General features: G+C 54.0%; 27 protein-coding genes. 3 read left to right on the top strand and 24 right to left on the bottom strand.

All coding sequences use genetic code 11. The features are described 5' to 3' along the window. Window positions 1–405 precede the first annotated feature (405 nt). The 11 genes from MKY64_RS28345 to MKY64_RS28295 form a co-directional block, all read right to left on the bottom strand. Window positions 406–885: an NUDIX hydrolase gene (locus MKY64_RS28345; RefSeq protein WP_340957130.1), complete on the bottom strand. Its 480-nt coding sequence runs from the start codon at window positions 883–885 to the stop codon at window positions 406–408. Between the two features lie 31 nt (window positions 886–916). After that, complete coding sequence (locus tag MKY64_RS28340) at window positions 917–1336, bottom strand: VOC family protein (RefSeq protein WP_036722901.1); 420 nt, start codon at window positions 1334–1336, stop codon at window positions 917–919. Between the two features lie 76 nt (window positions 1337–1412). Further along, window positions 1413–2393, bottom strand: coding sequence for a sigma-70 family RNA polymerase sigma factor (locus MKY64_RS28335; RefSeq protein WP_340957126.1), 981 nt, complete (start codon window positions 2391–2393; stop codon window positions 1413–1415). Further along, window positions 2390–3478, bottom strand: a complete 1089-nt coding sequence (locus MKY64_RS28330) for an ankyrin repeat domain-containing protein (RefSeq protein WP_340957124.1) — start codon at window positions 3476–3478, stop codon at window positions 2390–2392. Before MKY64_RS28330 ends, MKY64_RS28335 begins: the two co-directional genes overlap by 4 nt. Before the next feature lie 25 nt (window positions 3479–3503). Further along, on the bottom strand, window positions 3504–4241 hold the full coding sequence (locus MKY64_RS28325) for a hypothetical protein (protein ID WP_340957123.1): 738 nt from the start codon (window positions 4239–4241) through the stop codon (window positions 3504–3506). A 44-nt stretch (window positions 4242–4285) separates the two neighbouring features. Then, entirely contained in the window at window positions 4286–4849 is a 564-nt protein-coding gene (locus MKY64_RS28320; protein WP_036722905.1) for a DUF4303 domain-containing protein, read from the bottom strand. 2 nt (window positions 4850–4851) lie between these two features. After that, window positions 4852–5310: an SMI1/KNR4 family protein gene (locus MKY64_RS28315; protein WP_340957122.1), complete on the bottom strand. Its 459-nt coding sequence runs from the start codon at window positions 5308–5310 to the stop codon at window positions 4852–4854. Between the two features lie 32 nt (window positions 5311–5342). Continuing rightward, window positions 5343–5879 (bottom strand): hypothetical protein, encoded by a 537-nt coding sequence (locus MKY64_RS28310; protein WP_340957121.1) that lies wholly within the window; start codon window positions 5877–5879, stop codon window positions 5343–5345. Between the two features lie 35 nt (window positions 5880–5914). Further along, entirely contained in the window at window positions 5915–6187 is a 273-nt protein-coding gene (locus tag MKY64_RS28305; protein ID WP_036722908.1) for a hypothetical protein, read from the bottom strand. Between the two features lie 34 nt (window positions 6188–6221). Further along, window positions 6222–6845: a hypothetical protein gene (locus MKY64_RS28300; RefSeq protein WP_340957120.1), complete on the bottom strand. Its 624-nt coding sequence runs from the start codon at window positions 6843–6845 to the stop codon at window positions 6222–6224. 6 nt (window positions 6846–6851) lie between these two features. Then, window positions 6852–7430, bottom strand: a complete 579-nt coding sequence (locus tag MKY64_RS28295) for a hypothetical protein (protein WP_340957119.1) — start codon at window positions 7428–7430, stop codon at window positions 6852–6854. A gap of 103 nt (window positions 7431–7533) precedes the next feature. On the opposite strand from MKY64_RS28295, the gene MKY64_RS28290 reads away from it, so the two are divergent. Then, the gene (locus tag MKY64_RS28290) at window positions 7534–8160 is read left to right on the top strand and encodes a pentapeptide repeat-containing protein (RefSeq protein ID WP_036722913.1); all 627 of its coding nucleotides are present in this window, start codon (window positions 7534–7536) and stop codon (window positions 8158–8160) included. Window positions 8161–8341: 181 nt separating this feature from the next. Here the strand turns inward: MKY64_RS28290 and MKY64_RS28285 are convergent, their stop codons facing one another. The 5 genes from MKY64_RS28285 to MKY64_RS28265 all read right to left on the bottom strand — a co-directional run bounded on the left by MKY64_RS28285 (window position 8342) and on the right by MKY64_RS28265 (window position 12188). Next, window positions 8342–8707: a GntR family transcriptional regulator gene (locus MKY64_RS28285; RefSeq protein ID WP_036722915.1), complete on the bottom strand. Its 366-nt coding sequence runs from the start codon at window positions 8705–8707 to the stop codon at window positions 8342–8344. Continuing rightward, a complete protein-coding gene (locus tag MKY64_RS28280; protein ID WP_340957116.1) occupies window positions 8704–9360 on the bottom strand; it encodes an ABC-2 transporter permease in 657 nt (218 codons plus the stop codon). The genes MKY64_RS28285 and MKY64_RS28280 overlap by 4 nt, the downstream gene beginning before the upstream one ends. Next, window positions 9353–10207: an ABC transporter ATP-binding protein gene (locus tag MKY64_RS28275; protein ID WP_340957113.1), complete on the bottom strand. Its 855-nt coding sequence runs from the start codon at window positions 10205–10207 to the stop codon at window positions 9353–9355. The genes MKY64_RS28280 and MKY64_RS28275 overlap by 8 nt, the downstream gene beginning before the upstream one ends. A 72-nt stretch (window positions 10208–10279) precedes the next feature. Beyond that, window positions 10280–11536, bottom strand: a complete 1257-nt coding sequence (locus MKY64_RS28270) for an acyltransferase family protein (RefSeq protein ID WP_340957111.1) — start codon at window positions 11534–11536, stop codon at window positions 10280–10282. A 181-nt stretch (window positions 11537–11717) separates the two neighbouring features. Then, on the bottom strand, window positions 11718–12188 hold the full coding sequence (locus MKY64_RS28265; RefSeq protein ID WP_340957108.1) for a VOC family protein: 471 nt from the start codon (window positions 12186–12188) through the stop codon (window positions 11718–11720). 99 nt (window positions 12189–12287) lie between these two features. Between MKY64_RS28265 and MKY64_RS28260 the strand changes: the two genes are divergently transcribed. After that, window positions 12288–13199 carry a helix-turn-helix transcriptional regulator gene (locus tag MKY64_RS28260; RefSeq protein WP_340957105.1) on the top strand — a complete coding sequence of 304 codons (912 nt, stop codon included), beginning with the start codon at window positions 12288–12290 and terminating at the stop codon, window positions 13197–13199. 27 nt (window positions 13200–13226) lie between these two features. On the opposite strand, the gene MKY64_RS28255 is transcribed toward MKY64_RS28260, so the two are convergent. From MKY64_RS28255 to MKY64_RS28240, 4 genes are all read right to left on the bottom strand, one after another. Then, entirely contained in the window at window positions 13227–14246 is a 1020-nt protein-coding gene (locus tag MKY64_RS28255; RefSeq protein ID WP_340957102.1) for an alpha/beta hydrolase family protein, read from the bottom strand. 4 nt (window positions 14247–14250) lie between these two features. Next, entirely contained in the window at window positions 14251–14913 is a 663-nt protein-coding gene (locus MKY64_RS28250) for a GNAT family N-acetyltransferase (protein ID WP_340957101.1), read from the bottom strand. After that, complete coding sequence (locus tag MKY64_RS28245; protein WP_340957098.1) at window positions 14910–15695, bottom strand: MerR family transcriptional regulator; 786 nt, start codon at window positions 15693–15695, stop codon at window positions 14910–14912. The genes MKY64_RS28250 and MKY64_RS28245 overlap by 4 nt, the downstream gene beginning before the upstream one ends. Before the next feature lie 64 nt (window positions 15696–15759). Further along, a complete protein-coding gene (locus tag MKY64_RS28240) occupies window positions 15760–16650 on the bottom strand; it encodes a LysR family transcriptional regulator (protein ID WP_036722928.1) in 891 nt (296 codons plus the stop codon). Window positions 16651–16802: 152 nt separating this feature from the next. Here MKY64_RS28240 and MKY64_RS28235 point away from each other — a divergent pair, with 152 nt between their 5' ends. Beyond that, window positions 16803–17951: an MFS transporter gene (locus MKY64_RS28235; RefSeq protein WP_339312136.1), complete on the top strand. Its 1149-nt coding sequence runs from the start codon at window positions 16803–16805 to the stop codon at window positions 17949–17951. Between the two features lie 119 nt (window positions 17952–18070). On the opposite strand, the gene MKY64_RS28230 is transcribed toward MKY64_RS28235, so the two are convergent. The 4 genes from MKY64_RS28230 to MKY64_RS28215 all read right to left on the bottom strand — a co-directional run bounded on the left by MKY64_RS28230 (window position 18071) and on the right by MKY64_RS28215 (window position 22158). Next, entirely contained in the window at window positions 18071–19594 is a 1524-nt protein-coding gene (locus MKY64_RS28230) for a malate:quinone oxidoreductase (protein ID WP_036722930.1), read from the bottom strand. Window positions 19595–19768: 174 nt separating this feature from the next. Further along, the gene (locus MKY64_RS28225) at window positions 19769–20977 is read right to left on the bottom strand and encodes a hypothetical protein (RefSeq protein ID WP_340957093.1); all 1209 of its coding nucleotides are present in this window, start codon (window positions 20975–20977) and stop codon (window positions 19769–19771) included. A 160-nt stretch (window positions 20978–21137) separates the two neighbouring features. After that, on the bottom strand, window positions 21138–21332 hold the full coding sequence (locus MKY64_RS28220; RefSeq protein WP_340957091.1) for a hypothetical protein: 195 nt from the start codon (window positions 21330–21332) through the stop codon (window positions 21138–21140). A gap of 277 nt (window positions 21333–21609) precedes the next feature. Further along, window positions 21610–22158 (bottom strand): pyridoxamine 5'-phosphate oxidase family protein, encoded by a 549-nt coding sequence (locus MKY64_RS28215; RefSeq protein ID WP_209868961.1) that lies wholly within the window; start codon window positions 22156–22158, stop codon window positions 21610–21612. Window positions 22159–22242 lie beyond the last annotated feature (84 nt).

The raw sequence follows: 22242 nt of genomic DNA, 5'->3' as shown, positions 1-22242 counted from the left end.
CCAATGTATTCGGTTTTTCGATTACATCTGGCCCACGTGCCCATGCAATGCCGAATGTGATCGGTTTTTCGCCTACATTGGGCTCACGCGCCCACGTAACGCCCAATGTGTTCGGTTTTCCGCCTACATTGAGCTCACGCGCCCACGCAACGCCCAATGTGATCGGTTTTTCGCCTACATTGGGCCCACGCGCCCACGCAATGCCAAATGTGATCGGTTTTTCGATTACATTTGGTCCGTACGCCCACGCAGCGCCGAATGTGATCGGTTTTTCGATTACATTCGGCTCACGCGCCCATGCAACGCCAAATGTGATCGGTTTTTCGATTATATTTGGCAGATGTATTCTCCCAGAAAGCAAAAGAAAGCTGCACGCTCATCGCGTGCAGCCCTTCTCCAGCCCTCTTATGATGTGCCAACACGCAACCACTCTGCCGGAGTTTTCCTGATGAAATGCTTCTCGATCGAAGCAAGCACGGCATCATTTCCCGGTAATGCGGCCCGTTCGATGGCTTCATTCACCGGCAGCCATTCATAATCACTATGCTCATGATTAAGAATGACATCCTGGGTCTCATCCACGTATCCCACGAACACTGGGGCGACGTAGATATAGTTTTCTTTTGCCGAATAGATCTGGTCGAAGGTATTGGAGGTGTAGAGAGCGACCCGGGTAATCCCGGTCTCTTCCCGAATCTCTCTTAGCGCAGCCTCCCACGCTTGCTCTCCTTCTTCAATCCCTCCACCGATGTAGCACCAGGCATCCCTCAGTACCGAACCGGCCCGCTTCAGTAACAGGACATGATGACCAGAGGGTGTATTCTTCAGCAATACTACAGCAACACCTGTACAACGTATGGGTACTTCAACGTTCGTCTTCATCATGCCCGATACTCTCTCCTATTCGATCTCCACTCTATCCAAGCTCCGTATAGATCTGGAATGTCACCCCGAACTTGTCCGTCAGATCGCCGAAGCCCGGGCTGAACGGCTCCTCCCGAAACGGCATATTAACCTCCCCGCCCTCCTGCAGCGCATCAAAAATTCTCCGTGACTCCTCCACGCTGTCCGTAGTAACGCAGACCGTTACCCGCTTCCCACTCTCAATCGGCGTACCGCCGGGAGCATCTGAGAACATCAGCTCCGTGCCGCCCACCTGTACCTTGGCATGGGCCACCAGACTCCGTACCTCATCCGGGAACGTGTCCGGGAGATCCGGCATATCACCATACGTCAGGATGGAAAGGACCTCAGCTCCCATAACCTGTCCATAGAACTGAATAGCCTCCTGCGTGCGCCCCTCCAGGGTGATGTAGGGAGTAAGTTTGATTGTCACCTGTGTGTTCCTCCTTGAATTCGGAATGGTCTCGCTTGTGTGATTCATTAGTATAGACGTTCCGGCCGCGGCAGAATCATCGGTGTTCCGGCAATCCGAAGCGAATAAATAATTCAGCATCTATAAAATGATGAACATGCGCGATCTTCCCCCCGCTCAGCTCAAGCACATGAATCGCCCACGGGACAAGCAATCCGTCTTCTCCAGAGGGAACATACTGGGCAAATGCGGGCCGGTTCCCGTTCACCCGGACCGGCAGCAACCGCGAGCCCATACAGTGACTGCTTGTGATCTGGTAGAAGGCCGCGAGATCCGCGCCGCCTTGCACCCACATTGTAAATGGCGGCATCGACAGGCTGCCATTCTCCTGGAATAAGGCCAACAACGCATTAATATTGTATTGTTCAAAAGCCTCCACGTACCGGGTAATCAGCCCTTCGTCCACTTCGTCATCGTCAGCCTGCAGTGCCTCGGACCGGAGCTGTGCCTTGGCCATGGTTGCCCGTGCCCGCTGCATCGCGCTGTTCACCGCGGCCACGGTCATCTCCAGTGCCCCGGCGGTCTCGGCTGCCGACCACCGGAACACCTCCTGCAGAATCAGCACGGCACGCTGCCGGGGCGGCAGCAGCTGCAGCAGCGCAATGAAGGACAGCCGGAGGGTCTCTCTGCTGACTAGAATATTACCAGGATCATCCACATAGCCCGGAGCGGGCCAGATCCAGGAATGCTGAGGCAGACTCTCCTTGGGCTCTACAACCACAGCAGCCGGTTCAGAGAGGTCCATCGGCAGCGCCCGCCGTTTGGCGCTCCTCAGCCGGTCAAGACAGACATTGGTAGCAATCCGGTACACCCAGGCCCTGAGGGAGGCCTGCTGCCTCATCTGCTCCTGATGCTTCCAAGCCCGGATCATGGTATCCTGGACGGCATCCTCCGCCTCGAAGATGGAGCCCATCATCCGGTAACAGTACCCGGTCAGCTCGGAGCGCATGTCCTCCAGCCCGTCCAGGGTCTCGTAGGTCTCATGGTTATGATTCACTTCAGCCAGTCTCTCCTTCATGACCCGTCCAGCTCTCCCTCCATGAACTGTATGAGGTAGTGTTCAGGCTTCGCAACAAATTCCGGGAAGCTGCACAAATCTGCATACGTCTGATGCTCCACATCGTAACAGCCGAGCTGCCCCTTCTTCTGCGGATTCCAGACCAGCACCAGACCGGAGTAATTATCGATATCGGCAGACAGCCGCAGCAGCTTGCGCCTCCCGGCCTTCATCTCTATCGTGTCAGTGAAGCTGAAGAAGTCGATGTACCCGATCTTATACTCATTCGGGGCAAGCGTCAGGCGCAGCTCGTCCCCTATAAGGAAGCGGACCAGTTCATCCGGCAGTTTATATTTGGCCAGCTCGTATTTCTTGTTCTCCAAATCATGAACATCCGGCGGTTCCAACGCCTTCAGGTATTCCGCCATAGCGGTATGCTTGCTGCTGACCGCAATCGTATACGGCCGCTCGCCGTCCTTCTCCGTCATCATAAGGTCCGCACCGCGTTCCACCAGGAAGCGGACCATGTTCAGATTGCCCAGCCGGGCAGCGACTGTCAGCGGCGTCGCCCCGTAAGGATAGACCATATCCGGCTTGTTGTAGTTGATATCCACTCCCTGATCCAGCAGATAGGTAAGCGTCTTCAGATCATGGTCCGAGGCGGCTTGCCGCAGCACGGCACCGGCATGTTGCCGGATGTCCAGACCCAGCTCATGGATCAGCGGGATATTCTTTTTGTTGCCATAGTAGGCTTGTGAATAAGCACCCGATCCCGTCCGGCTGAGCAGGTCCAGCTTCGCGCCGTGTGCAGCAAGGTAGCATATGATGTCCTCCTTGCCATAACGGACCGCCCTCAGGAAGGCCGGATTCTGAGGTACATTAAGGTTCGCGCCATGCTCCACCAGCAGCTTCACCACCTCGTTCTGCTGCGTGATAATTGCCAGGTCGAGCGGGCTGACTGTGGTATGCTTGCTAAGCTCTAGCCCCGCTTCAATATCCCAGCCCGCAGCAATGGCAGCCTGCTGGGCCGGAACATCCCCCTGGTAGATCTGCATCGCCCGCTCCGGCAGCACCTCGAATTTCCCTATGTCCTTCAGGACAATCATCCGCACTCCTCCTTATTCTTCACTCCTATGAATACAACACGCATCCCTTAGACAGAAGCCACTCTTTCATCTTGGCCGATACCTGCCCGGCAGCCTGCTCATAGAAGACGGCTACCTCCTGCCCACCCGCCAGATTCAGGCGGATATAGCCCCCCAGCTCCCGGTAGAACAGGTAGCAGACGTAAGGATTCTCGATGACGAGATCCGGCGGATGGTCCGCCCGGCACAGGTCAGCCAGCTCCGTGAGCGCCAGCTGGCCCGCTCCCGGCGGCATCCGCAGGAAGAGATGCTGGCGCGTCCCGGTCCACGGCTCATAATAGACACTTTCCTCCTGGCTCCGCCCATACATCCGGCGGTAGATGCCATCCAGGATCAGGGTATAGCCAACAGCCTCTTCCTCTTCCCCGGCTGGCAGCGGGATCGCTTGAATCTGCTCTGCATGGCGGGGCAGCCACAGCAGCCCGTTCACCCCGGGATGGACCGCCAGGAAATCACCATCAACAGTGGTTCCGATAGCGGTACACTCGCCGATCTGCTGCTCCGTGATAGGACTGTCTTCATCATGCTCCCATAATCCGTATTCGGCAAACGGCCGCAGCACCTCCGGGTCAGGCAGCTGCACATTCATCCAGCCCCGATACGTTCCTTCGCCGTACTGCTGCAAGAACCGGATATAGGCTGGAGGATACAGACCTGAACTCTCCGCTTCAAGCATGTGCCTGTGATGCTCTGACAGCCCCTTGGGCTCAGATACGATATACATTCATCATTCCCCCGGTTTCCTGCGTGAGTTATTCATCAATAACCTTATTCTGCCGCTTCCTCAAGCCAGGCCCGCATCGCCGGAGCTTCCGCCCGGTTCAGCCGCAGGGCAATGTCCGTATTCCCCTCATCCGGCGGCATCACTTCGGCAAGCACACATACGTCCTCCCTGGGCTGATTGAGCGCGAACAGACCCTCAGCATCCATCATCCGCATCGCCAGCTCCATGGCCCCCAGTCTCATAATGAACTCATCGTTCCATGCCTCATCCTCAAGCTCCGTAATAGACGGACGTGCCTGGAATAACCGCTTGACCTCATCGAAATACTCATCTCCGAAGCAGCAATACGGCGAATCGGCATAAGACCATTTAATCAGCTCGGCGATCTCTGCTGCCGGTGTGCTGCCGCCCTCTGCCTGTCTGGCCGCCTCCTGCTCCAGGGCCTCCCGTGACCAGGCGGAGAGGCTTGGTGCATGTCCCTCGCCCGTTGTATATAACGTACAGTAATAATAATGCTCCCCATTCGCAAAAAGCGCGCGGAACGACCTCCGGGCCGCCTCCGCAATCTCCGCCGCCAGCCGCTCCACTTCCTTCTGTGCCGCATTCATGGCTACTTCCTCTCGTCGATCAGCTGTTCCAGGAATCCGGCGAACGTTGGGGCATACTCCTCAATCAGATCATTCATGAGGTCATAACGCATGACCGGGAACTCCCCCCGTTCATCGGGGGCAGAGGTGTCAAAGTAATACAACTCATCGCTGTCCGGCACGAACAGGTCCATTCGATGTGGAAACCGGGCTACCCACCAATCCTCCGCCAGATTCAGCCTGTGAATATACAGCAGATCCCAGTCAGTATACACCCTATCCTCGGGAGCAACCAGCGTCAGAATTTGCCCATCCCCCAGGCTCCCACCCCCATAACGGGCCAGCCACCAGCGGTAGGACGGCGGCAGCTTGAAGCCTAATTCCTCCTCGGCTTCGGCAATCCAGCTCTCCTCGGCCCCATGGCCCGGAAACCACCGGACCGGGGAAGGCTTGCTTAATAACTCTGTCAGACGCTCATACATAGTTGTACTCCCCTTTCCCTGCTAAGGGTTGATTATAGATTGTCAGGATGAACAGCAGCTGGCGCATCATTATTCATGCGCAGCAGGATATACTCAATCTCTTCCAGCGGCAGCTTCAAGGTCCGGCTAACCTCATAGAGTCCCATCTCCCGGGAGAGGAGGAGGCGTGCCTGATGGATTTTCCCTTCCAGCCAGTTATTGGCCAGCATCCAGCATTTCACCCGTTTCAGCAGCTCTGCTTGGGCAGTCTTACCGGCATGCTTGGTATACTTGGCAATAGATTCTGCCAGATAGCTGTACAGGTGAATGCCCAGAGCCTCGCGCTGCTCATTCTTGGACATACGCTGGTACTGCTCATAGCTGAGGCTGATATCCAAATAGAGGGTATGATCCCCGCTGTCAAAGCGTCTGAACGTTCTCCGCCCGTAGCTATCAGGTAACACCCGGAACACAACGAAGATATCGTAGGGGAACTCCAATGTATTCGCCAGCTCCTCTAACGGCAGCAATTCATCTCTGAGTACACCCACACATGTTCCATGGGTATCCAGCGTAAAACCCAGTTGCATATTAGCACCCCTCCCCCGCTTAAGACACGCTTGAACTATTTCCCCCTTCTATAGGCATCTGCCAGCTGGACCAGATACCAGACAGCCGCACCGGTCAAGGCCGCGAACAGCAGATTAATACAGCCGAATACAAGAAATAACTTGGCTTTGCCCGGCCCGATCCGCACAGCAGCAACAAGCTGGAGAATCGCAGGGAGCAGGAATATCAGCCAGGAGACGGTGATCAGCTTTTCGGTCTTGAAGCTCCACCATACCGCACAGCATGATAGAGCTAGCACTCCCCAGGTACAGATCAACTTCAGCGCCATCGGCTCCCCTCCCTTTCATGGATAAACCAATACATCAGCTAGGCCCTGATTGCCCATGAATCACGAGTCCATATTGTCTGACCATCCACGAGTTGCTTAAATCTTCAGCCGCAGCATTGCTTATACGTACAGAAGGCTTCTGTTCCTCCATCGCCTCCGGGTCTTGCGCCGAGAAGCGGAGAGGCTTGGTCATTTTTTGAATAGAACCTGTAATTTCCTTGTACAGGGCATAGCTCAGCGGCTTGTGCTCCCGGACATCCTCATAGAGATAATATTCTCCTTGCTCATCCTGAGCATTGACACGATGCCCCTTGGGGCAGGAGATCAGGATACAGGGCAGCTCATTCTCTGCCCATTGCCCGTGATAGGGAATAGAAACCCCCTCATTTCTCGCAAAAAAACCAAAGCTCTCCGTATCCGGCAGAACCGACATCGAATAGATGAAGAAGGGGCGCACCCCGCTCTCTTTTTCCGTGGCTGTATAATATTGATAGAAGGCGCGATACGCCTCCACCACCTGATTCTGATCATGCTCTGTATGGGTATAATTGGTTAAATAGTACCGCACTTGCGTTGGCTCCAGAAGCTCTACGACTCTCTTAAGCTCCTCGGGTGTGATGAAGAAGCGCAGCTTGTAGAATCCGCTGTTTTTTAGCATCTTCTTCTACCACTCATAGGTAACAAAACGTGCTCTGAGCGTCTCTTCATACGGCAGCCATTCCGCATCGCTCCATAGAGACATTCCAGTAATTTCGGACAGCCGCTCCACCGCTTGCCCGGGGCTGGTAAGGCTGATGAATGCGCCGAAGTTCTCCTCCTCAGCTTGCATCCCGAGCACCCGCTGCATATATTCGTCAGCTATACGCTCTTCCCGCAGGTGTTCGTATTCCTCCCGGGTCCACGGCTCACAGAAGATTCGTTCGGCCTGGATCTCCCCCTGTTCAAAGAAAGACAGCTCGAAGATCTCCTCATTCATGTATCCCACCGTCATCACCGGCTCCTCCAGCAGCCCGGACAACGTCCTGCCAACCTTTTTCACCGTACCCCATACGAAATAATCGTGAAGCACGCTGATCCAACCCTCATTGCTTTGGCTTACATAGATAACGGCCTTACGCTCCGGCGCCTCAGAATCAGGATAACCCAGAACCTTGCCATGCTTGGCGCTCAGCTCTTTCAAGGCTTGAAGGGTCTTATCCAGGTCACCTGACTTGATATGCAGATTTGCAAACGATCTTCCCACGGGTGGATGGCCTCCTTTAATGGCTTGTCTATAGTTACTTGGCATACTAACATATAAACTAGATTCCATTCATTTTACCAAATTAATGTAAGGAGGGGCTACCTTGAATAAGAAATTCCTCTTGGCCAGATGGCAGGACGACCAGCTCTCTGAAGTGAACCGGCGTCTGGCCGCTATTTCAGGCAAACATAATCTCCATCAAAAGGACCGCTCCTTTCCCATCTCCCCTTATGGACAGACGGAGGCAGGACTGAAGGATTACCGGGGAGTTACCCTGACTGAGAGCATACAGTACCTCACTCTGCAGGATATTGATTTCTCTTATTCACGCTTCGAGGATTCGGCAAGCTTGAACACCTCTACATTTACCAATTGTTTCCTGGACGGGGTCAGACTGGACAAGAGATTCGTGACCCATACCTTTAATCACTGTTCCTTCCGGGGAGCGAAGCTGAATGGTGCCAGAATGAGCAAGGCGTTCCATGATTGTGATTTCACCGGCTGCAACTTAAGCAAAGTGATTGCAAATGATGTGTCTTTCACCCGCTGCCGCTTTGATGGGGCCAACTTTCGGGGCGCCTTACTCTTGTATTGCCGGTTCGAGGAATGCAGCTTTGAGGGTGCGCTGTTTCAAGATGGCTCCATAGCTGGAAGCCGCTTTGCGGGAGAGGCCCGCTTGCTCCCTGAGTGGGGGAATACGATATTGGATCATGTCAAGTTTCAGGAGTGATGTGAGCGCCCTCAACAATAACCCGGATCATGGCCGGACTGCTGAAGGCATTGTGAAACAGTTCCCGGAGAAATTCCAGAGGAAATAGGATACGTGATCCGTAACAACACAACAAAACAGGCTTTTCACCTTCCCCAAGGGATCGTGAAAAGCCTGTTCCTGCATTTAATCTCTGCGCGCTTTAGTAGATCTTCCCCAGCAGTGCGATCACTTCATCAAGCGTAAGGCCGAAGGACTTGTAATACGCAATGTCGCCCTCCATCTGCTTCAAGACCATCTCGTTACGAATCCGCAGCATCTCATCCGGTGAGAATTCGGCGACAAAGCAGCCTTTGCCGGTTACCGTGTGGATCAAGCCGCTCCGCTCCAGCTCCTCCCAGGCCTTCTTCACCGTGATGACACTGACATGCAGCTCCAGGGCAGCCTGCCGGATGGGGGGCAGACAATAGCCGCTTTCCAGCTCGCCACCAAGAATCTGTGCGCTGATCTGTTCGTGCAGCTGCTGGTAGATCGGCTTGTCGGAGGTGCTGGAGATCGTTACGTTCATAAGATCTCCACTTTCAGGAATCTCCGTACCGCAATCCGGTAGGCAAGTAGGGTGAAGGCTGCGAAAATGAGGATGCCCCCGATCAGAATCGAGAACTGAAGCGCCGCATTGCCGGTCCCGGAGCCGTAGAAAATGCCGTGCATCCAGCTATTCTGAATTCCGGCCCATTGGACCAGGCCCGCGAACAGGATCGCCGCAGCCGTCGATGCAGTCGTAGCCGCGCCATACTTATATGCCGTCTTGTAGTACATAGTGATAAATATAAGATTGAACACCGCCAGCATAATGAAGCACAAGCCCCAGAAGCCCATATAAGGCGGAAAGAAAATGTAAGTCATCTGCGGATACAGGCGGAAAGTAAAGATACTGAAGATCATGGCAATGAGCAGATGCATAAGCTCAAGAATAACAATCACAGCTATTCTGGACTTCACGATGTCCGGTTTGGTCACAGGCATCATCGTGCTGAATATGAGATCATTCTGACTCTTAAATCCGCCGAACATGTTCGGTACGGTGATGAAGCAGAAATACAGCGGAACCAGGAAGTAGACCCACCCCGGAATGAGCATCAGACCGCCTAAAATTAAAGGTAATATGAAGAACCAGGGGTTAACGCCTAGCTTCAAATCCTTCAGCACCAAATTATACATATACACCCTCCTTTTTCGCAAAGTAGATCATGATGTCGTCGAGAGTCGGGATGGCCGTGTTAAGCGCCCAAGCGGGATCGATATCTTGGGCATGAATCAATCCGGTGAAGCCGAAGGAGTTGATTTTGCAGGAGATCAGCTTCCCCTTCACTTCGTTAAGCTGCGACTCGCTGCCGCTAAGTAACCGGTATGACTCCTTGAACTCGTTCTTCTCGCTACTTGCCACAATCTGCCCTTGCTCAATGAAGGTGATATAATCCGCACAGCGCTCGAGGTCAGAGGTAATATGCGTGGAGAACAGAATGCTGATCTCGCCGCCCATGATAAGCTCCTGGAAAATATCCAGCAGATCGTCTCTGGAGACCGGATCGAGTCCGCTGGTCGGCTCATCCAGAATCAGCAGCCTGGCGCCATGCGATAAGGCCAGAGTCAGGCTGTACTTCACCTTCATCCCGGTGGACAGCTCCGCTATTTTTTTATTCTCATCCAGCTTGAACCGGTTCAGATAGCTGTAATACGTCTCGTCACTCCAGTTCTTATAGAACTTCTTCGTAATACCCGTCAGCGTCTTAAGCCTGCTGCGTGTATAGAAATCGATATCGCCGAAGGCGCAGCCGATGTCCTGCTTCAATTCTGTTTCATGTTCAGCGATGTTCTTGCCCAGAATGCTGATCTCGCCGCTGTCGGCCTGAACCATATTCAGGATCGATTTGATCGTGGTGGTCTTGCCCGCACCATTGACCCCGATGAAGCCCATGATATAACCCTGCTCCAATTGAAAAGAGACGTCTTTGATCTGAAAATTAGGATATTTTTTATTTAAATTCCGGATATCTAAAGCCAGCATAACTAACCCCCTCAACAAATTGTGTATTCCGTGTATACACAATGTATCATGGGGGTTATGAAAAAGTCAATCCTATGCTGCTGTAGAGGGTGAGGACTCCTTCGGCTTGCGCCGGAAGAACGGCTTGCCTTTGGACCAGTTGATGAACGGCTGTTCTATGGTGTAATACGAAATAGTAGCCGCTGCGTAAGAGATGACCACAACAGACATACTGATGCCCAGCCAGCGCCACACATCCCTAACCCCGGAGTAATGGAAATCCTGAATGCCGTACTTCTCGATTAAGGTAATGAACAGATAGTGCCATATGTACAGGCCGAAGGACACTTTGGCCGTATACCGGAACAAGCGGTTATCCAGCACACGCCCGGCGTACCGGCTGAACGGTGCCGAGAACAGCACGATTCCGAACAATATGGCATAGACCGGGAATAGATACGGCTGCTGCTGGAGACTGAAGTCGAATTCGCCCGCGTGGCGCATCCGCCAGATCAGGAGACCGGCAAGACCCAGAGCAAGTACTGCGGCGGCATCGAACACGCCCAGCCTGCTGAGCCGTTCCACTCTGGAGCGGCGCTGCTGCAGAGCATTCGTTATGCCCGCCGCCAGAATCCCGATGGTGAAGTGGCCGAAGAAGCCGACCGGATTGTATCTCGGCATCCAGAATTTCGCGCCGCCGACCTGGCCATAGTCCCAGCCCCTTCCCTGCTCGCCGGGTGTGAACCAATGATGAATGAGGGCATTGGCGGCAAGCACCAACCCAAATACGGCGACCCAGAACAGGATCGCCTTACCGAAGGAATGCCGCTTGCCGAGCAGGAATAACACCGCCATGAAGAGTGGCATCAGCAGGTAGCAGAATACCTCGAAGCTGATCGACCAGAGCGGCCCGTTCAAGTCGGAGGGGAAGAACGTGGTGTAGTGGAAGCCCGATGTGAAGGTGAAGGCTGTGACAATACGCCGCCCTAAGTACTCCATCGGAATATCCAGCCTCCAGGTCAGGAACAGACACACCAGCAGGGACACATAGAAGCCGGGCATGATTCTCGCGGCACGGCGTAGGGTGTACGTCCGCAGGCTTGGATATGGACCGTTATTCAGATACGCACTCCAGAAGGGGAACGACAGCAGGAAGCCGCTTAGCAGAAAAAACAAGCTGACCCCGCTGTTCCCCAGAAGCAGCACGGATTGCAGCTCCTGGAGCCAGGGTTTTTGTGCGGGCATGATCAGCTTTTGCGACAAGTGATGCAGGATGACTGACAGGCAGGCGATCGCACGAACGCCATCCGCTCCAGATAACCGGGTATTGCTCAGACGAAGGTTTGACATCAGCTCAACTTCCTCTTTTCACCAATGATTCCTGAACGGATGGCCGCCAGCAACACAACCACCACAGCTGTAAAATCACTACTCTTATTCGCTTAGGCGATATACACCGGTATCAGGTACTCCTATCTTTCAATACATGATGGATAAATCCTTCCACTCTTCCGCATTCTGCCAAAATATTTCAGAGCTTGCCCCGGCTGGCCAGCACATTATCAAGGAATTGCACGGCATCACTGTTGAACTTCCACCCAATGCCGAACTTATCCACGATCATCCCGAAGCATGAAGACCATGGTGTGCTGGAGAGCGGCATGATAACTGTTCCTCCCTGGGACAGCTGATTATAATACTCTTCGAGCTTCTGCTTGTCCTCAATGACCAGGCTGATCATGAGGTTGTTCCCCTTCAGCAGTTCACCTGTAACCTGCTGCATAGAGGGTAACAGGTCGGACATCATAATTGTCCCGCCCTCGAATGCTAGAGAAGACTCCATAATCATCGCTAACTCATTGGCCGGCAGGGGATAGTTCGGGTCCTGCGGAATATCTCCGAATGTAACCTTCTTCACTGTAGTGGCCTGCAAAGCCTCCGCATAGAATTCAATCGCTTCTCCGGCAACACCATCGAAATTAATATAAGCAATAGCTGACATAAAACATAACCTCCTCCTTAAGATAAATGTAGTATAATACACGATAGGTGACGGCTGTATGTCACCGTTTCGTACTCAACTCAAGAAAGAGGTAACCGGATGGACAAGGTGGAGCGGCTGATTACCATCATCATGATTCTGCTCAAAAAAGATATTGTGCCCAGCTCAGAGTTCGCACAATTATTCGGCGTGTCCAAACGGACGATTCTCCGCGATATGGAAGCGCTCAGCCTGGCGCACATTCCTATATACGCCACACCCGGCGTGCAGGGCGGCTACGGCATTATGGAAGAATACAAGATGGACAAGCGGCTGCTGAGCAGCTCCGATCTGGAGAATATACTGGCTGCGCTCGGCGGGCTGGAGCAAATTCTGATCAGCGAAGACGTTGCCATGACGCTACGAAAAATAGAAGCGATGGTTAGCCCGCTCGCTTCTAAAGGGTCGGTTCAGCTGTCCTTCTATTGCTGGGAGGGACGCGCGGAGCTTGCCGGAGCCATGAAGCTCTGTCAGGAGGCCATCGCCGGGAGCGGGCTGCTCTCTTTTGACTATACCGATAGAACAGGTACTCCCACGACACGGACAGTGGAGCCTTATCAACTTCATTTCAGTGAATCGAGCTGGTATCTGAAGGGCTTCTGCCTGGAGCGGATGGGCGCGCGGATGTTCAAGCTCTCCCGGATGGAGCAGCTGGAGCGGAAGAAACAGACCTTCAGCCCCAGAGCGGATATGCTGAATCAGGCACGGGAGGCTGAAGTTCCGCCGCAGTTAACCGAAGTGAAGGCGCTGATCTCGCCGGGGATTAAGGATCAATTCATTGAACGTTATGGCCGCAAGAGCATCGAAGCCTATAACGCGGAACAACTGCTGGCTACGTTCTATATTCCGCATCACCCGATCGGATATCAATTCCTGGCAGGCTTCGGCACCCATCTGGAGATTATGGAGCCGAAGGACTACCGTGAAGAATTCCGTAAGTACCTGCTTGAAATGATGAGCCGGTATACGTAGTAATTACGGTGCTAAGGGAGCGGGCTGCTACTCCAGCTCCTTAAGAAATTCCCCAATCCGATCCATATAGCCCGGAACTGTAATGTGGCGTGGGGCGAAGAGGCTGATCATGAGCGCTCTGAAGCTGGAATCCGCCGTCTTCTTGCTCAGCATCGAATGCTCAGCCTCCGGGAAGACCGCCACGCTCAGCAGCTCCGGCCGGACGAGCTTGCGGTACACCTGCTCTGTCTCCTGCCAGTCTACATGCATATCCTGCTGGCCCAGCAGCAACAGCACCGGGGAATGGAATTGCTTAAGATCCTCCCCTGCATCCGACAGGTAATTCTTGCTGACAAAGGTCCACCGCTCCCGCGTCATCGGGTTATCTTCCTTCACTACAGCCAGATAGTCTTCATAGCGCGCCTTCCGCGCCAAAAGCTCCAGAACCTCGTTGTTAGATGCCACTTCCGCTTGAATCTCCGCTTCCGATTTCCCTTCCTGCAGCATTTGCTGCCGGGTATGATAGGCACCCTGGCGCAGCCAGTTAATAGCCGGGGAGACCAGGATGCTGAAGGCGAGCGGCTCCTTGCCCGCCAGCTTGGGAATCACCCAGCCTGCCTGACTGGCGCCCCACACCCCGATCCGGTCCGGAGCGATATCCGGCTGCTTCCGGGCCCATGCAATAGCCTCGCGGGCTTCTTCCACCCGGTCATCTATACTCTGATCCAGCCAATTTCCCGCCGAACCGCCGATCCCTCTTTTATCAAGAGACAAGGAGGCATACCCCAGACTGGCCAACCGCTCCCATAGCGGCTTATATCCGTCATCATGCGAGGCATTAATCGGCCCGTCTCCATGAATGAAGAGGACTAATCCCAGCTTGCCGGAAGCTGCTGAAGACCCCTTGGGCAGCACCAGCGTACCCGTCAGCTCGCCCTCAGGCGACGCAATCCGGATGGCCTGCTCAGTCATCTCAAAGCGGTTCTGCTGCACAATGTATATCCCCGCACCGCCAAGGAGTAGCACTATAATTAGCAGAGAAATCCATAGTTTCTTCGTTGTCTTCATTTCTTCATCTGCCTCTCTTCTGAACCATGTATTCCCAGCGCAATTCATTGAACAATAAGTACAGGGTATAACGTGACTCCCAGGCTTCCGTGTGGAAAGACCACTTCCCGTATAGCTGACGGGCATGCGGATTACCGGCTGATACATGCAGGCTGAGACGATTCAGTCCCGGGTCGGTATCTACAAGCTTCTGCGCCCACTCTACAAGCAGCCTTCCTACCCCCTTGTTCTGATGCTCCGGGTGGACCGCAAGGTCGGTAATATAACACTCGCCTGCTGCCGGGGTATGGTCTAGTACATAGAGGCCGATCAGCATTCTGATCATGCCCCGTTTGCCTAATAGCTGTGAGGTTCGCGGTAACGGAGGCGTCTGCCTTTTCCCCAAAAGGCGGGCTTCAGGTGTACACTTAATCGCGATGCTGCCAATCACCTCGCCCTGCTGCACAGCTACCATTCTGTGTGTATAGGGATCACCCGGAGCATACTGAAGCAGCATTTCGAAGCACCCTGCCAGCTCTCCCTCCTTCAGCCTGATCCGGTTCTGGAATTTCCCCTGAAAAGCTTGAGCCAGCAGCCCCCCCACCGCACGATTATACCTCGCCTCCATAGGTTCGATAGTTACTGGCGCTGTGCTTATTGACGTTGTACCTGTTGGCATCGTTCTCATACGGAACCTCTCCCTTCCACGGGTGCAGCCGGGTCGATGCAGGCCCTCAGCTCATAATGCAGCTTGTCTTGAACGAACAGGGAGAGATAAGAACGTTCAATGACCACCAGCGGTCCCGCGAGAGGAATCGCTTGTGCAGCAGCATGCTCCAGCAGCCAGCCGGTCCATTGCTCCAGCTCCTCCTCGCGGGCCACACATTGCAGAGTCAGATACTCCCCTTCCGGTAAAATAACTCCGCCCGCCTCCGGCTGTTCCAGACACAAGGTCAAAGCGCCCGGCTCCTCCAGCACATAATACATATCCGATTCGAACAGATCCGGTATCCCTGCCGCCTGCTCCGCAAGCAGCGCTGCACTCAGCTTCCTGTGTGAATCCAGCTTCATCACCTGCATAAGTCTTGTAGCCTTACACTTCTTGATCTGAAAGGTCTCAGGTGAGGTGCTGTAGCTCTGCTGTTCCTCCAGCATTTTACGGATGAACTGCCGAAGCTCCCGGAGGCGGCGCAGCTCTTGCTCAATCCCCTCCAGAGAATGCTCCAGCAGCCCGCGATGCTGCTCCGGACTATAGCCCATACATTCATTAATCGACTGAACAGGCACTTCAAGCTTGCGGAGCAGCAGGATATGCGCGAGCTGATACACTTGATCCATACTGTACATTCTGTACTGATTCTCACCGGTATAAGCAGGCTGCAGAACACCCTTCTCTTCAAAATACCGGATCTGGTGAACCGATACATTCATCAGCTTGGCCAGTTCACTAATTGTTATTTCATTTCTCATCCTAATCACTCCCCGGACTGCGGCTTGGAATATCTCTACGATACACCCTGGGTCAGACCTAAGGTCAAGGGGAGGATTCGAGATCCCGGGCCAGACGGAGAAAAGCCTCAATTGCCGGGGAGAGCCACTTCTCCTCATGCCAGAACATTTGGGTGGCAAAAGATACTGCGGTCAAATCCCACGGCAGGGAGATCAGCTCCCCCCGCTTCAATTCTTCGCTTACAGCCATTTCAGGTAGGATGGCGATACCCATGCCCAGCTTCGCACATTGTTTGATGGCTTCTGCGCTGTGAAACTCAAGTTCCGTAATGCCCGCCATCCCCTTCTGCGACAGGCTGCGCTCGAAGAAGCTGCGGTAGGAGCACCCTTGCTCCGTCAGTAAGAACGTTTCACCGTGGAAATCCTCGATAGCCAGCGCCGGACGCGACGCCAGCGGATGATCGGGAGCAGCCAGGAGACAGAAGCGTTCCTCCCTTATTTTTTCTCCGCAAAATCCGCTCTCTCCCTTCACTTCATCCAGCATGAAGATAACATCAACATCCCCGTCCCGCAGACTCTGTCTGAGGCTTGGACTCACGAGCGGCAGGAAGATCAAGCGGACTCCGGGATGAAGCTGCCGGAACTTCTGCAACACAGCGGGGAGCCGGTAGGTGCATAATGTCTCATCTGCGCTAATCACGATGGTCCCTGTCAGCTCGCCGGGCTGCTTGAGCGCGTGCTGCGCCTCCTCCACCATACACAGGATGTTATCCGCATAACGCAGGAACGTTTTTCCGGTATCGGTTAACGTCACATTTTTGCCGAGCCGGTCCACCAGCTTCACTCCTAATTCTTCCTCCAGGGCCTTCATTTGCATCGTAACCGTTGAGGGAACGTAGTTCTGCGCTTCGGCGGCGCGGGCGAAATTGAGCGTGGAAGCCAGCGTATAAAAGGTTTTAAGTTGGCGCAATTCCATCTGTTGTCACTCCTTTGTTCAAAAAAAATGAACGTTCCATTCAGAAACGTTTCTTTGACTTAACCTTAGCAGCATCGTAGAGTGATGACAAGAACGGCGGCCGATTCCGTTATGAATGTACAAGGATATGAAACCACAAGGAGCGAATGAACTTGAATAACCGATTGACGATATATATTCTGGCACTTGCCGTTTTTCTGATCGGGACGATTGAATATATTATTACCGGCGTCATTGAGATGATGGCGATAGATCTTAGCGTATCCACCTCCGAAGTGGGGCTAATGGTGACTGTATTCGCGCTGTCCGCAGCGATTATTGCACCGGTTCTCATTGCACTCACCCTCAATATGGACCGCAAAAAGCTGCTGATGACCGCCCTCGGCGTGTTCATTGCCAGCAACGGGCTGATGCTTCTGAACCTGCCTTATGAAGCTATGCTGGGGGTACGGGTTATCCAAGGGGCAAGCGGGGGCATAGCTACCGTAGTCGCTATGGCTGTAGCTACACGGCTCGTGGAGAAGGAGCGCAGAGGCAATGCGATTGGCATTATTCTGATGGGACTGAGCAGCTCGCTGGTTCTGGGCGTTCCGGCTGGTACTTTTTTCAGTGAACACTTTGGGTGGAGGGCTCTGTTCATCATCGTCGGGGGGCTGAGCCTTGTTCCGCTGTTCATCATCTCTGCCAAGGTCCCTGCCATCAAAGAAAAAGAAGCCGTCACCCTCAGGATGCAGCTGTCTGTGCTGAAGGATTCCAGAATTGTTACTGCTCTGGTGATCACCTTACTATATGTAGGGGGTTACGCTACACTCTTCACTTATATTACCCCTTACCTGCAGGCCGCATCCTCACTGTCTGTGACCGAAATCAGCGGGGTGCTCTTCCTGGCGGGAGTCTGCAGCTTCATGGGCTCCAAGTTAGGCGGGCAATTGGCTGATTCCAAAGGATCGAAGTTCACCATAATTACGGGACTTCTGTTACAGGCAGCCACGCTCCTCCTGTTCGCAATGGCAGGCGTTCATGTGATCGTCCTCCTCCTGATCCTGATGATCTTCATGCTGGGGACCTGGAGCATCTCCCCCGCGCAACAGCTCCTGCTGGTCACCCTGGTTCCCCGGAACCCGGATATGGCCCTGAGCGTCAATACTTCCTTCATCCAGTTCGGCTTCGCGCTGGGATCGGGCCTAGGCGGCTATGTGATCAGCCGTACCTCTGTGCTCCACCTGAACTGGGCGGGTCTCGCGGCTGTAGCGGTAGCTCTGATTCTGGCCATCCGGCTGTTCAAGACTCATAAGGCTTGATCGCCCTTGAAGTACTCAGAGATGGACACAGGAAGACAAAGAGGCTATCCCAAGGGATGGCCTCTTTGCATGTATATAAGAGCTGACAGGCTGGTGGTCAGCCGTACGCTCTCTATTGCCTACAGATGGTTGACCGCGGCTGGCGGCTCATGCCCATCTGTTCCATTCGTCAGGCCCAGCGTGTGCGCTGCGGAAGCATGAATGTCGTTCAATAGCTTCGGGTTAGCCGACAGGGACATGCCGTAGGCAGGAATCATCTGCTTGATCTTCGGCTCCCAGGCCTTGATCTGCTGCGGGAAGCACTTGGTGATTACCTCCAGCATGACAGAGACGGCCGTTGACGCCCCTGGAGAGGCTCCCAGCAATGCGGCGATGGAGCCGTCCGCGCTGCTGATCACTTCCGTTCCGAATTGAAGCATGCCTTTACCGGCTGCTGTATCCTTAATAATCTGCACCCGCTGGCCCGCCACCACCAGCTCCCAATCCTCGCTGCTGGCATCCGGGATGAACTCCCGCAGCGCTTCCATGCGCTGTTCTTTGGACAGCATGACCTGCCCGATCAGATACTTGGTCAATGACAGGTTCTTCGCTCCTGCTGCAAGCATCGTAACCAGATTATCCGGCTTGACCGAGGTAATCAGATCGAACATGGAGCCGTATTTCAGGAACTTGGGCGAGAAGCCGGCAAACGGCCCGAAGAACAGGGATTCCTGCTTATCGATCACCCGGGTATCCAGATGCGGAACAGACATCGGAGGCGCACCTACAGCAGCCTTACCGTACACCTTGGCATGATGCTGGGCTACAATCTCCGGCTTCTTGCAGACCATGAACAGTCCGCTTACCGGGAATCCGCCAATCTTCTTACCTTCCGGGATGCCGGATTTCTGCAGCAGATGCAGGCTTCCTCCCCCGCCGCCGATGAAGACGAACTTGGCGTTATGACGCTCTGTTACGCCGCTGGCGAGATTCTTCACCTTCAGCTCCCAGGAGCCGTCCTTCGCGCGCTTCAGGTCATCCACCTGATGATTATACCTAATATCGGTGTTATTGCTCTGCAAGTGGTTGAACAGCATACGGGTCAGGGCGCCGAAGTTCACATCCGTTCCCGAATCGATTTTGGTAGCCGCTATCGGCTGGTCCAGCTTCCGGTTCTTCATCATCAGCGGAATCCATTCCATCAGCTGCCTTGGGTCATCGGAGAATTCCATGCCTTGAAATAGCGGACTATTTGAAAGCGCTTCATATCGTTTTTGTAAAAATGCAACGTCCTTCTGTCCTTCCACAAAGCTCATATGTGGCACAGGTACAATGAAATCCTGCGGATTGTGTATTCGTTTCTGGCTCACCAGATAGGACCAGAATTGCTTGGAGAACTGAAATTCCTCGTTCACCTTAATCGCCTTGCTGATGTCAATCGATCCGTCCGGCTGCTCTGTAGTATAGTTAAGCTCGCAGAGTGAGGAATGCCCCGTTCCCGCATTGTTCCATTCCCCCGAACTTTCCTCCCCGGCACCCGCACGCCGCTCAAACACGGTTATTTGCCAATCCGGTACTAATTCCTTTAACAGTGAACCAAGTGTTGCACTCATGATTCCAGCACCAATTAAAATAACGTCTGTTTTTGTTTGTTGGTTGCTCATATTATACCGTCCTTCTACCCTACGATTTGCAGGAAGGATGCAGGCACTCCTGCTTAGGCGCCATAGCAAGCCAGCGCGGACCAAGTCACACACCGTTTGGATCAATCCTGATCCTAGTTTATCACTAATGAAACTAAATTTTAAGATTTATCTTAATTTTTATAAACTTTTTAATTAATAATCACGGGCCGCATCGAACCAGCCCTGCGCCGCTTCCTCTGTTATAGGCTGCCCGATCTGGTGCTCTGACTGGCTGAGCTGCCATACGGCTTCGCCAAGGTCTTCCCTCTCGGTAGTCTCGATACCCTTCAGTGAATTGAAGCGCAGGGTGAAGGCGGTAATGGCTGCTTCCGCCTCTTCAAGATTGCGGGCCTCCGCCATAGCTGCTTGTGCAGCATCGTAGGCTTCGTTCGCCAGCTTGGCCAGACGCTTCGGCCAGGCGGAGAACGGGCGGCCGTACTCGATTATCCACCACTCGGGCTTTCTCAGCTGGCTCACCGAGGCATACTCATCCCAAGGACGCACCTTGGCCCGCGCCTTCATCTGTTGTCTTAGACGCTTGCCGCCGGCCTCTTCCACATTGAAGGCAATGAACCGGTTCAGCAGCGGCCACGTATCCAGCGAAGGCAGACCGTCAAGCTCCGGCATGAAGCGCAGCTCCAGGCTGGTCAGCCCGGTAAGGCGGGCAAGTGCGTCAAGATCACAGAAGCTGCCCCATAAGCTCAGGGATTCCAGGTTCGGAAACTGCCCCAGACCCGCCAGCGAGATGGGCTGGCCCAGCGGCGGGCTATTCAGCGTCAGGTTGGTCACACCCTGCAGCTCACCCAGATCCGGCAGCCGGTACGGCGCATCGCTCCTGCGCCGGCTCATATCCGGTACTAAGGCCAACGTAGTCGGCAGATGGCCGGAGGCCGAGATGCGGGTCAGATCGCCGGACAGGCTCAGGTTGTACAGCTTGTCCGGCAGCTTCATGCGGAGTAATCCGCCGGACTGCTGGCTCATTGTAATATTCAAGCCGTAGATATCTGCCCGGCTGGCATCCATCTCCGCAGCCTCCGGCAGCACCGGGGTCCAGCTTATACTCTCAATAGGCCGCCGCTCCGCCCACTCCAGGAAGCCCGTGTCAACGCCGGTATAGCTCAGATAACGCGGCCAAGGGGAGCCGGCCGGGGTGGCGAAGGGCTCGAAGACAGACCAGTTGATGCGCTCATCCGCAGCGACCAGCAACTCCGCTGGTTGCTTCGATTCCCTGGGGCCGATCGATAAGCTGCCAACCCCAGCCTTACGGACCAGTGTGTGGCTGCCAGGGCCTGTGAGGTCAATGACGTAGTTCCCTGGTTCTGTAATCGGAGCCGGGGGAAGAGCTTGGTTATCTGTGGACATTTGCTTCATCCTTTCTGCTTGATCCTACCTGTATTCTCGATACTGCTAATATTCTCCATACTACTTTTGTTTGCTATACTAACTCAACCATACGATATCCTGGGGTTCACAGCAACTTTGCGGCCCTCTATCCTGTACATATCCTATGCCACCTGCAGTCTCATCCAATTGTAATCGATTTTTCGATTACATTTGGCCCATGCGCCCCCACCAGGCCCATTGTAATCGGTTTTCCACTTACATTTCCGTCCATGCCCCTCTCGCGGCGCATTGTAATCGGTTTTTCGATTACATTTCCGTCCATGCCCCCCTCGCGGCGCATTGTAATCGGTTTTTCGATTACATTTCCGTCCATGCCCCCCTCGCGGCGCATTGTAATCGGTTTTTCGATTACATTTGGCCCACGCGCCCCCACCCGGCCCATTGTAATCGGTTTTCCACTTACATTTCCGTCCATCCCCCTCTCGCGGCGCATTGTAATCGGTTTTTTGATTACATCCGCCCCAGCACATCGCCCGCCCCGCGCAATGGTGTTCGGTTTTTCGCATACACTCCGCCCATGCCATAACGCGAACAAGCCCGGGCCGTTACCGGCCCAAGCGCTCATCTCTATTTAGTTTGGAGTCCAGCTATTACACGCTCTGCCCTTCATTCGTCCCTGCCTTGTACATACTCTCTGCTTCAACCGGATTCTCTTTGGCTGTCAGATGCTGCGGAGTGATCCGGTACACTTGTACGGGCCCGCCGTACACAGCAGACCGATATTTCTCGACATGCTGCTTGGACAGAGGCCGGTTATAGTATCCGGGCACATACTTGTTCATCATCTCCTGCAGGACCTGCGTAGCCTCATCCAGATCCGTCACTGGCTCTGCCTGCCCGAAGACCATCACGCTCATATAGGCAGTATCCGTCTTGGCGGGCACGGGGTTCGTGATTGTCCCATACTCCTCACAGACTGTGAAGCATACCTCTGAGTTCTCACTCATCACCTGATTGCGTCTTCCATCCCCGGCCCCGTGGATATACAGCTTCCCGTCCATCCATACATAGTTAAGCGGCACAACATACGGGAGATTACCATCCGCTAATCCCAGAAACCCAATTCTCGCCTGCTTCAAAAACTGTTCAATCCTCGCCTCATCCTTACATTCCCTGACCTTGTAACGAACCGGATTCATATCGAACCCTCTCCTTCCCGCGTCCTCCGCGTATACGTTATTCGGTAGTATATCAGCTATTGGATTGTGCTAAAATATCCAAAG

This window comes from Paenibacillus sp. FSL R7-0210, from assembly GCF_038009085.1.
Classification (GTDB): domain Bacteria; phylum Bacillota; class Bacilli; order Paenibacillales; family Paenibacillaceae; genus Paenibacillus_AQ; species Paenibacillus_AQ silagei.
The sequence above is the reverse complement of the archived record's forward strand: the minus strand, read 5'-3'. Positions and strand labels throughout refer to the sequence as shown.

Bases quoted from the DNA above. Each gene is read 5' to 3' on its own strand.
- MKY64_RS28345 (WP_340957130.1), bottom strand. From the start codon at position 885: ATGATGAAGACGAACGTTGAAGTACCCATACGTTGTACAGGTGTTGCT.
- MKY64_RS28310 (WP_340957121.1), bottom strand. From the start codon at position 5,879: ATGCAACTGGGTTTTACGCTGGATACCCATGGAACATGTGTGGGTGTA.
- MKY64_RS28230 (WP_036722930.1), bottom strand. From the start codon at position 19,594: ATGAGCAACCAACAAACAAAAACAGACGTTATTTTAATTGGTGCTGGA.
- MKY64_RS28260 (WP_340957105.1), top strand. From the start codon at position 12,288: ATGGACAAGGTGGAGCGGCTGATTACCATCATCATGATTCTGCTCAAA.
- MKY64_RS28300 (WP_340957120.1), bottom strand. From the start codon at position 6,845: ATGCTAAAAAACAGCGGATTCTACAAGCTGCGCTTCTTCATCACACCC.
- MKY64_RS28240 (WP_036722928.1), bottom strand. From the start codon at position 16,650: ATGGAATTGCGCCAACTTAAAACCTTTTATACGCTGGCTTCCACGCTC.
- MKY64_RS28225 (WP_340957093.1), bottom strand. From the start codon at position 20,977: ATGTCCACAGATAACCAAGCTCTTCCCCCGGCTCCGATTACAGAACCA.
- MKY64_RS28265 (WP_340957108.1), bottom strand. From the start codon at position 12,188: ATGTCAGCTATTGCTTATATTAATTTCGATGGTGTTGCCGGAGAAGCG.
- MKY64_RS28220 (WP_340957091.1), bottom strand. From the start codon at position 21,332: ATGGACGGAAATGTAATCGAAAAACCGATTACAATGCGCCGCGAGGGG.
- MKY64_RS28215 (WP_209868961.1), bottom strand. From the start codon at position 22,158: ATGAATCCGGTTCGTTACAAGGTCAGGGAATGTAAGGATGAGGCGAGG.
- MKY64_RS28270 (WP_340957111.1), bottom strand. From the start codon at position 11,536: ATGTCAAACCTTCGTCTGAGCAATACCCGGTTATCTGGAGCGGATGGC.
- MKY64_RS28245 (WP_340957098.1), bottom strand. From the start codon at position 15,695: ATGAGAAATGAAATAACAATTAGTGAACTGGCCAAGCTGATGAATGTA.
- MKY64_RS28315 (WP_340957122.1), bottom strand. From the start codon at position 5,310: ATGTATGAGCGTCTGACAGAGTTATTAAGCAAGCCTTCCCCGGTCCGG.
- MKY64_RS28285 (WP_036722915.1), bottom strand. From the start codon at position 8,707: ATGAACGTAACGATCTCCAGCACCTCCGACAAGCCGATCTACCAGCAG.
- MKY64_RS28325 (WP_340957123.1), bottom strand. From the start codon at position 4,241: ATGTATATCGTATCTGAGCCCAAGGGGCTGTCAGAGCATCACAGGCAC.
- MKY64_RS28330 (WP_340957124.1), bottom strand. From the start codon at position 3,478: ATGATTGTCCTGAAGGACATAGGGAAATTCGAGGTGCTGCCGGAGCGG.
- MKY64_RS28280 (WP_340957116.1), bottom strand. From the start codon at position 9,360: ATGTATAATTTGGTGCTGAAGGATTTGAAGCTAGGCGTTAACCCCTGG.
- MKY64_RS28250 (WP_340957101.1), bottom strand. From the start codon at position 14,913: ATGAGAACGATGCCAACAGGTACAACGTCAATAAGCACAGCGCCAGTA.
- MKY64_RS28320 (WP_036722905.1), bottom strand. From the start codon at position 4,849: ATGAATGCGGCACAGAAGGAAGTGGAGCGGCTGGCGGCGGAGATTGCG.
- MKY64_RS28335 (WP_340957126.1), bottom strand. From the start codon at position 2,393: ATGAAGGAGAGACTGGCTGAAGTGAATCATAACCATGAGACCTACGAG.
- MKY64_RS28255 (WP_340957102.1), bottom strand. From the start codon at position 14,246: ATGAAGACAACGAAGAAACTATGGATTTCTCTGCTAATTATAGTGCTA.
- MKY64_RS28305 (WP_036722908.1), bottom strand. From the start codon at position 6,187: ATGGCGCTGAAGTTGATCTGTACCTGGGGAGTGCTAGCTCTATCATGC.
- MKY64_RS28275 (WP_340957113.1), bottom strand. From the start codon at position 10,207: ATGCTGGCTTTAGATATCCGGAATTTAAATAAAAAATATCCTAATTTT.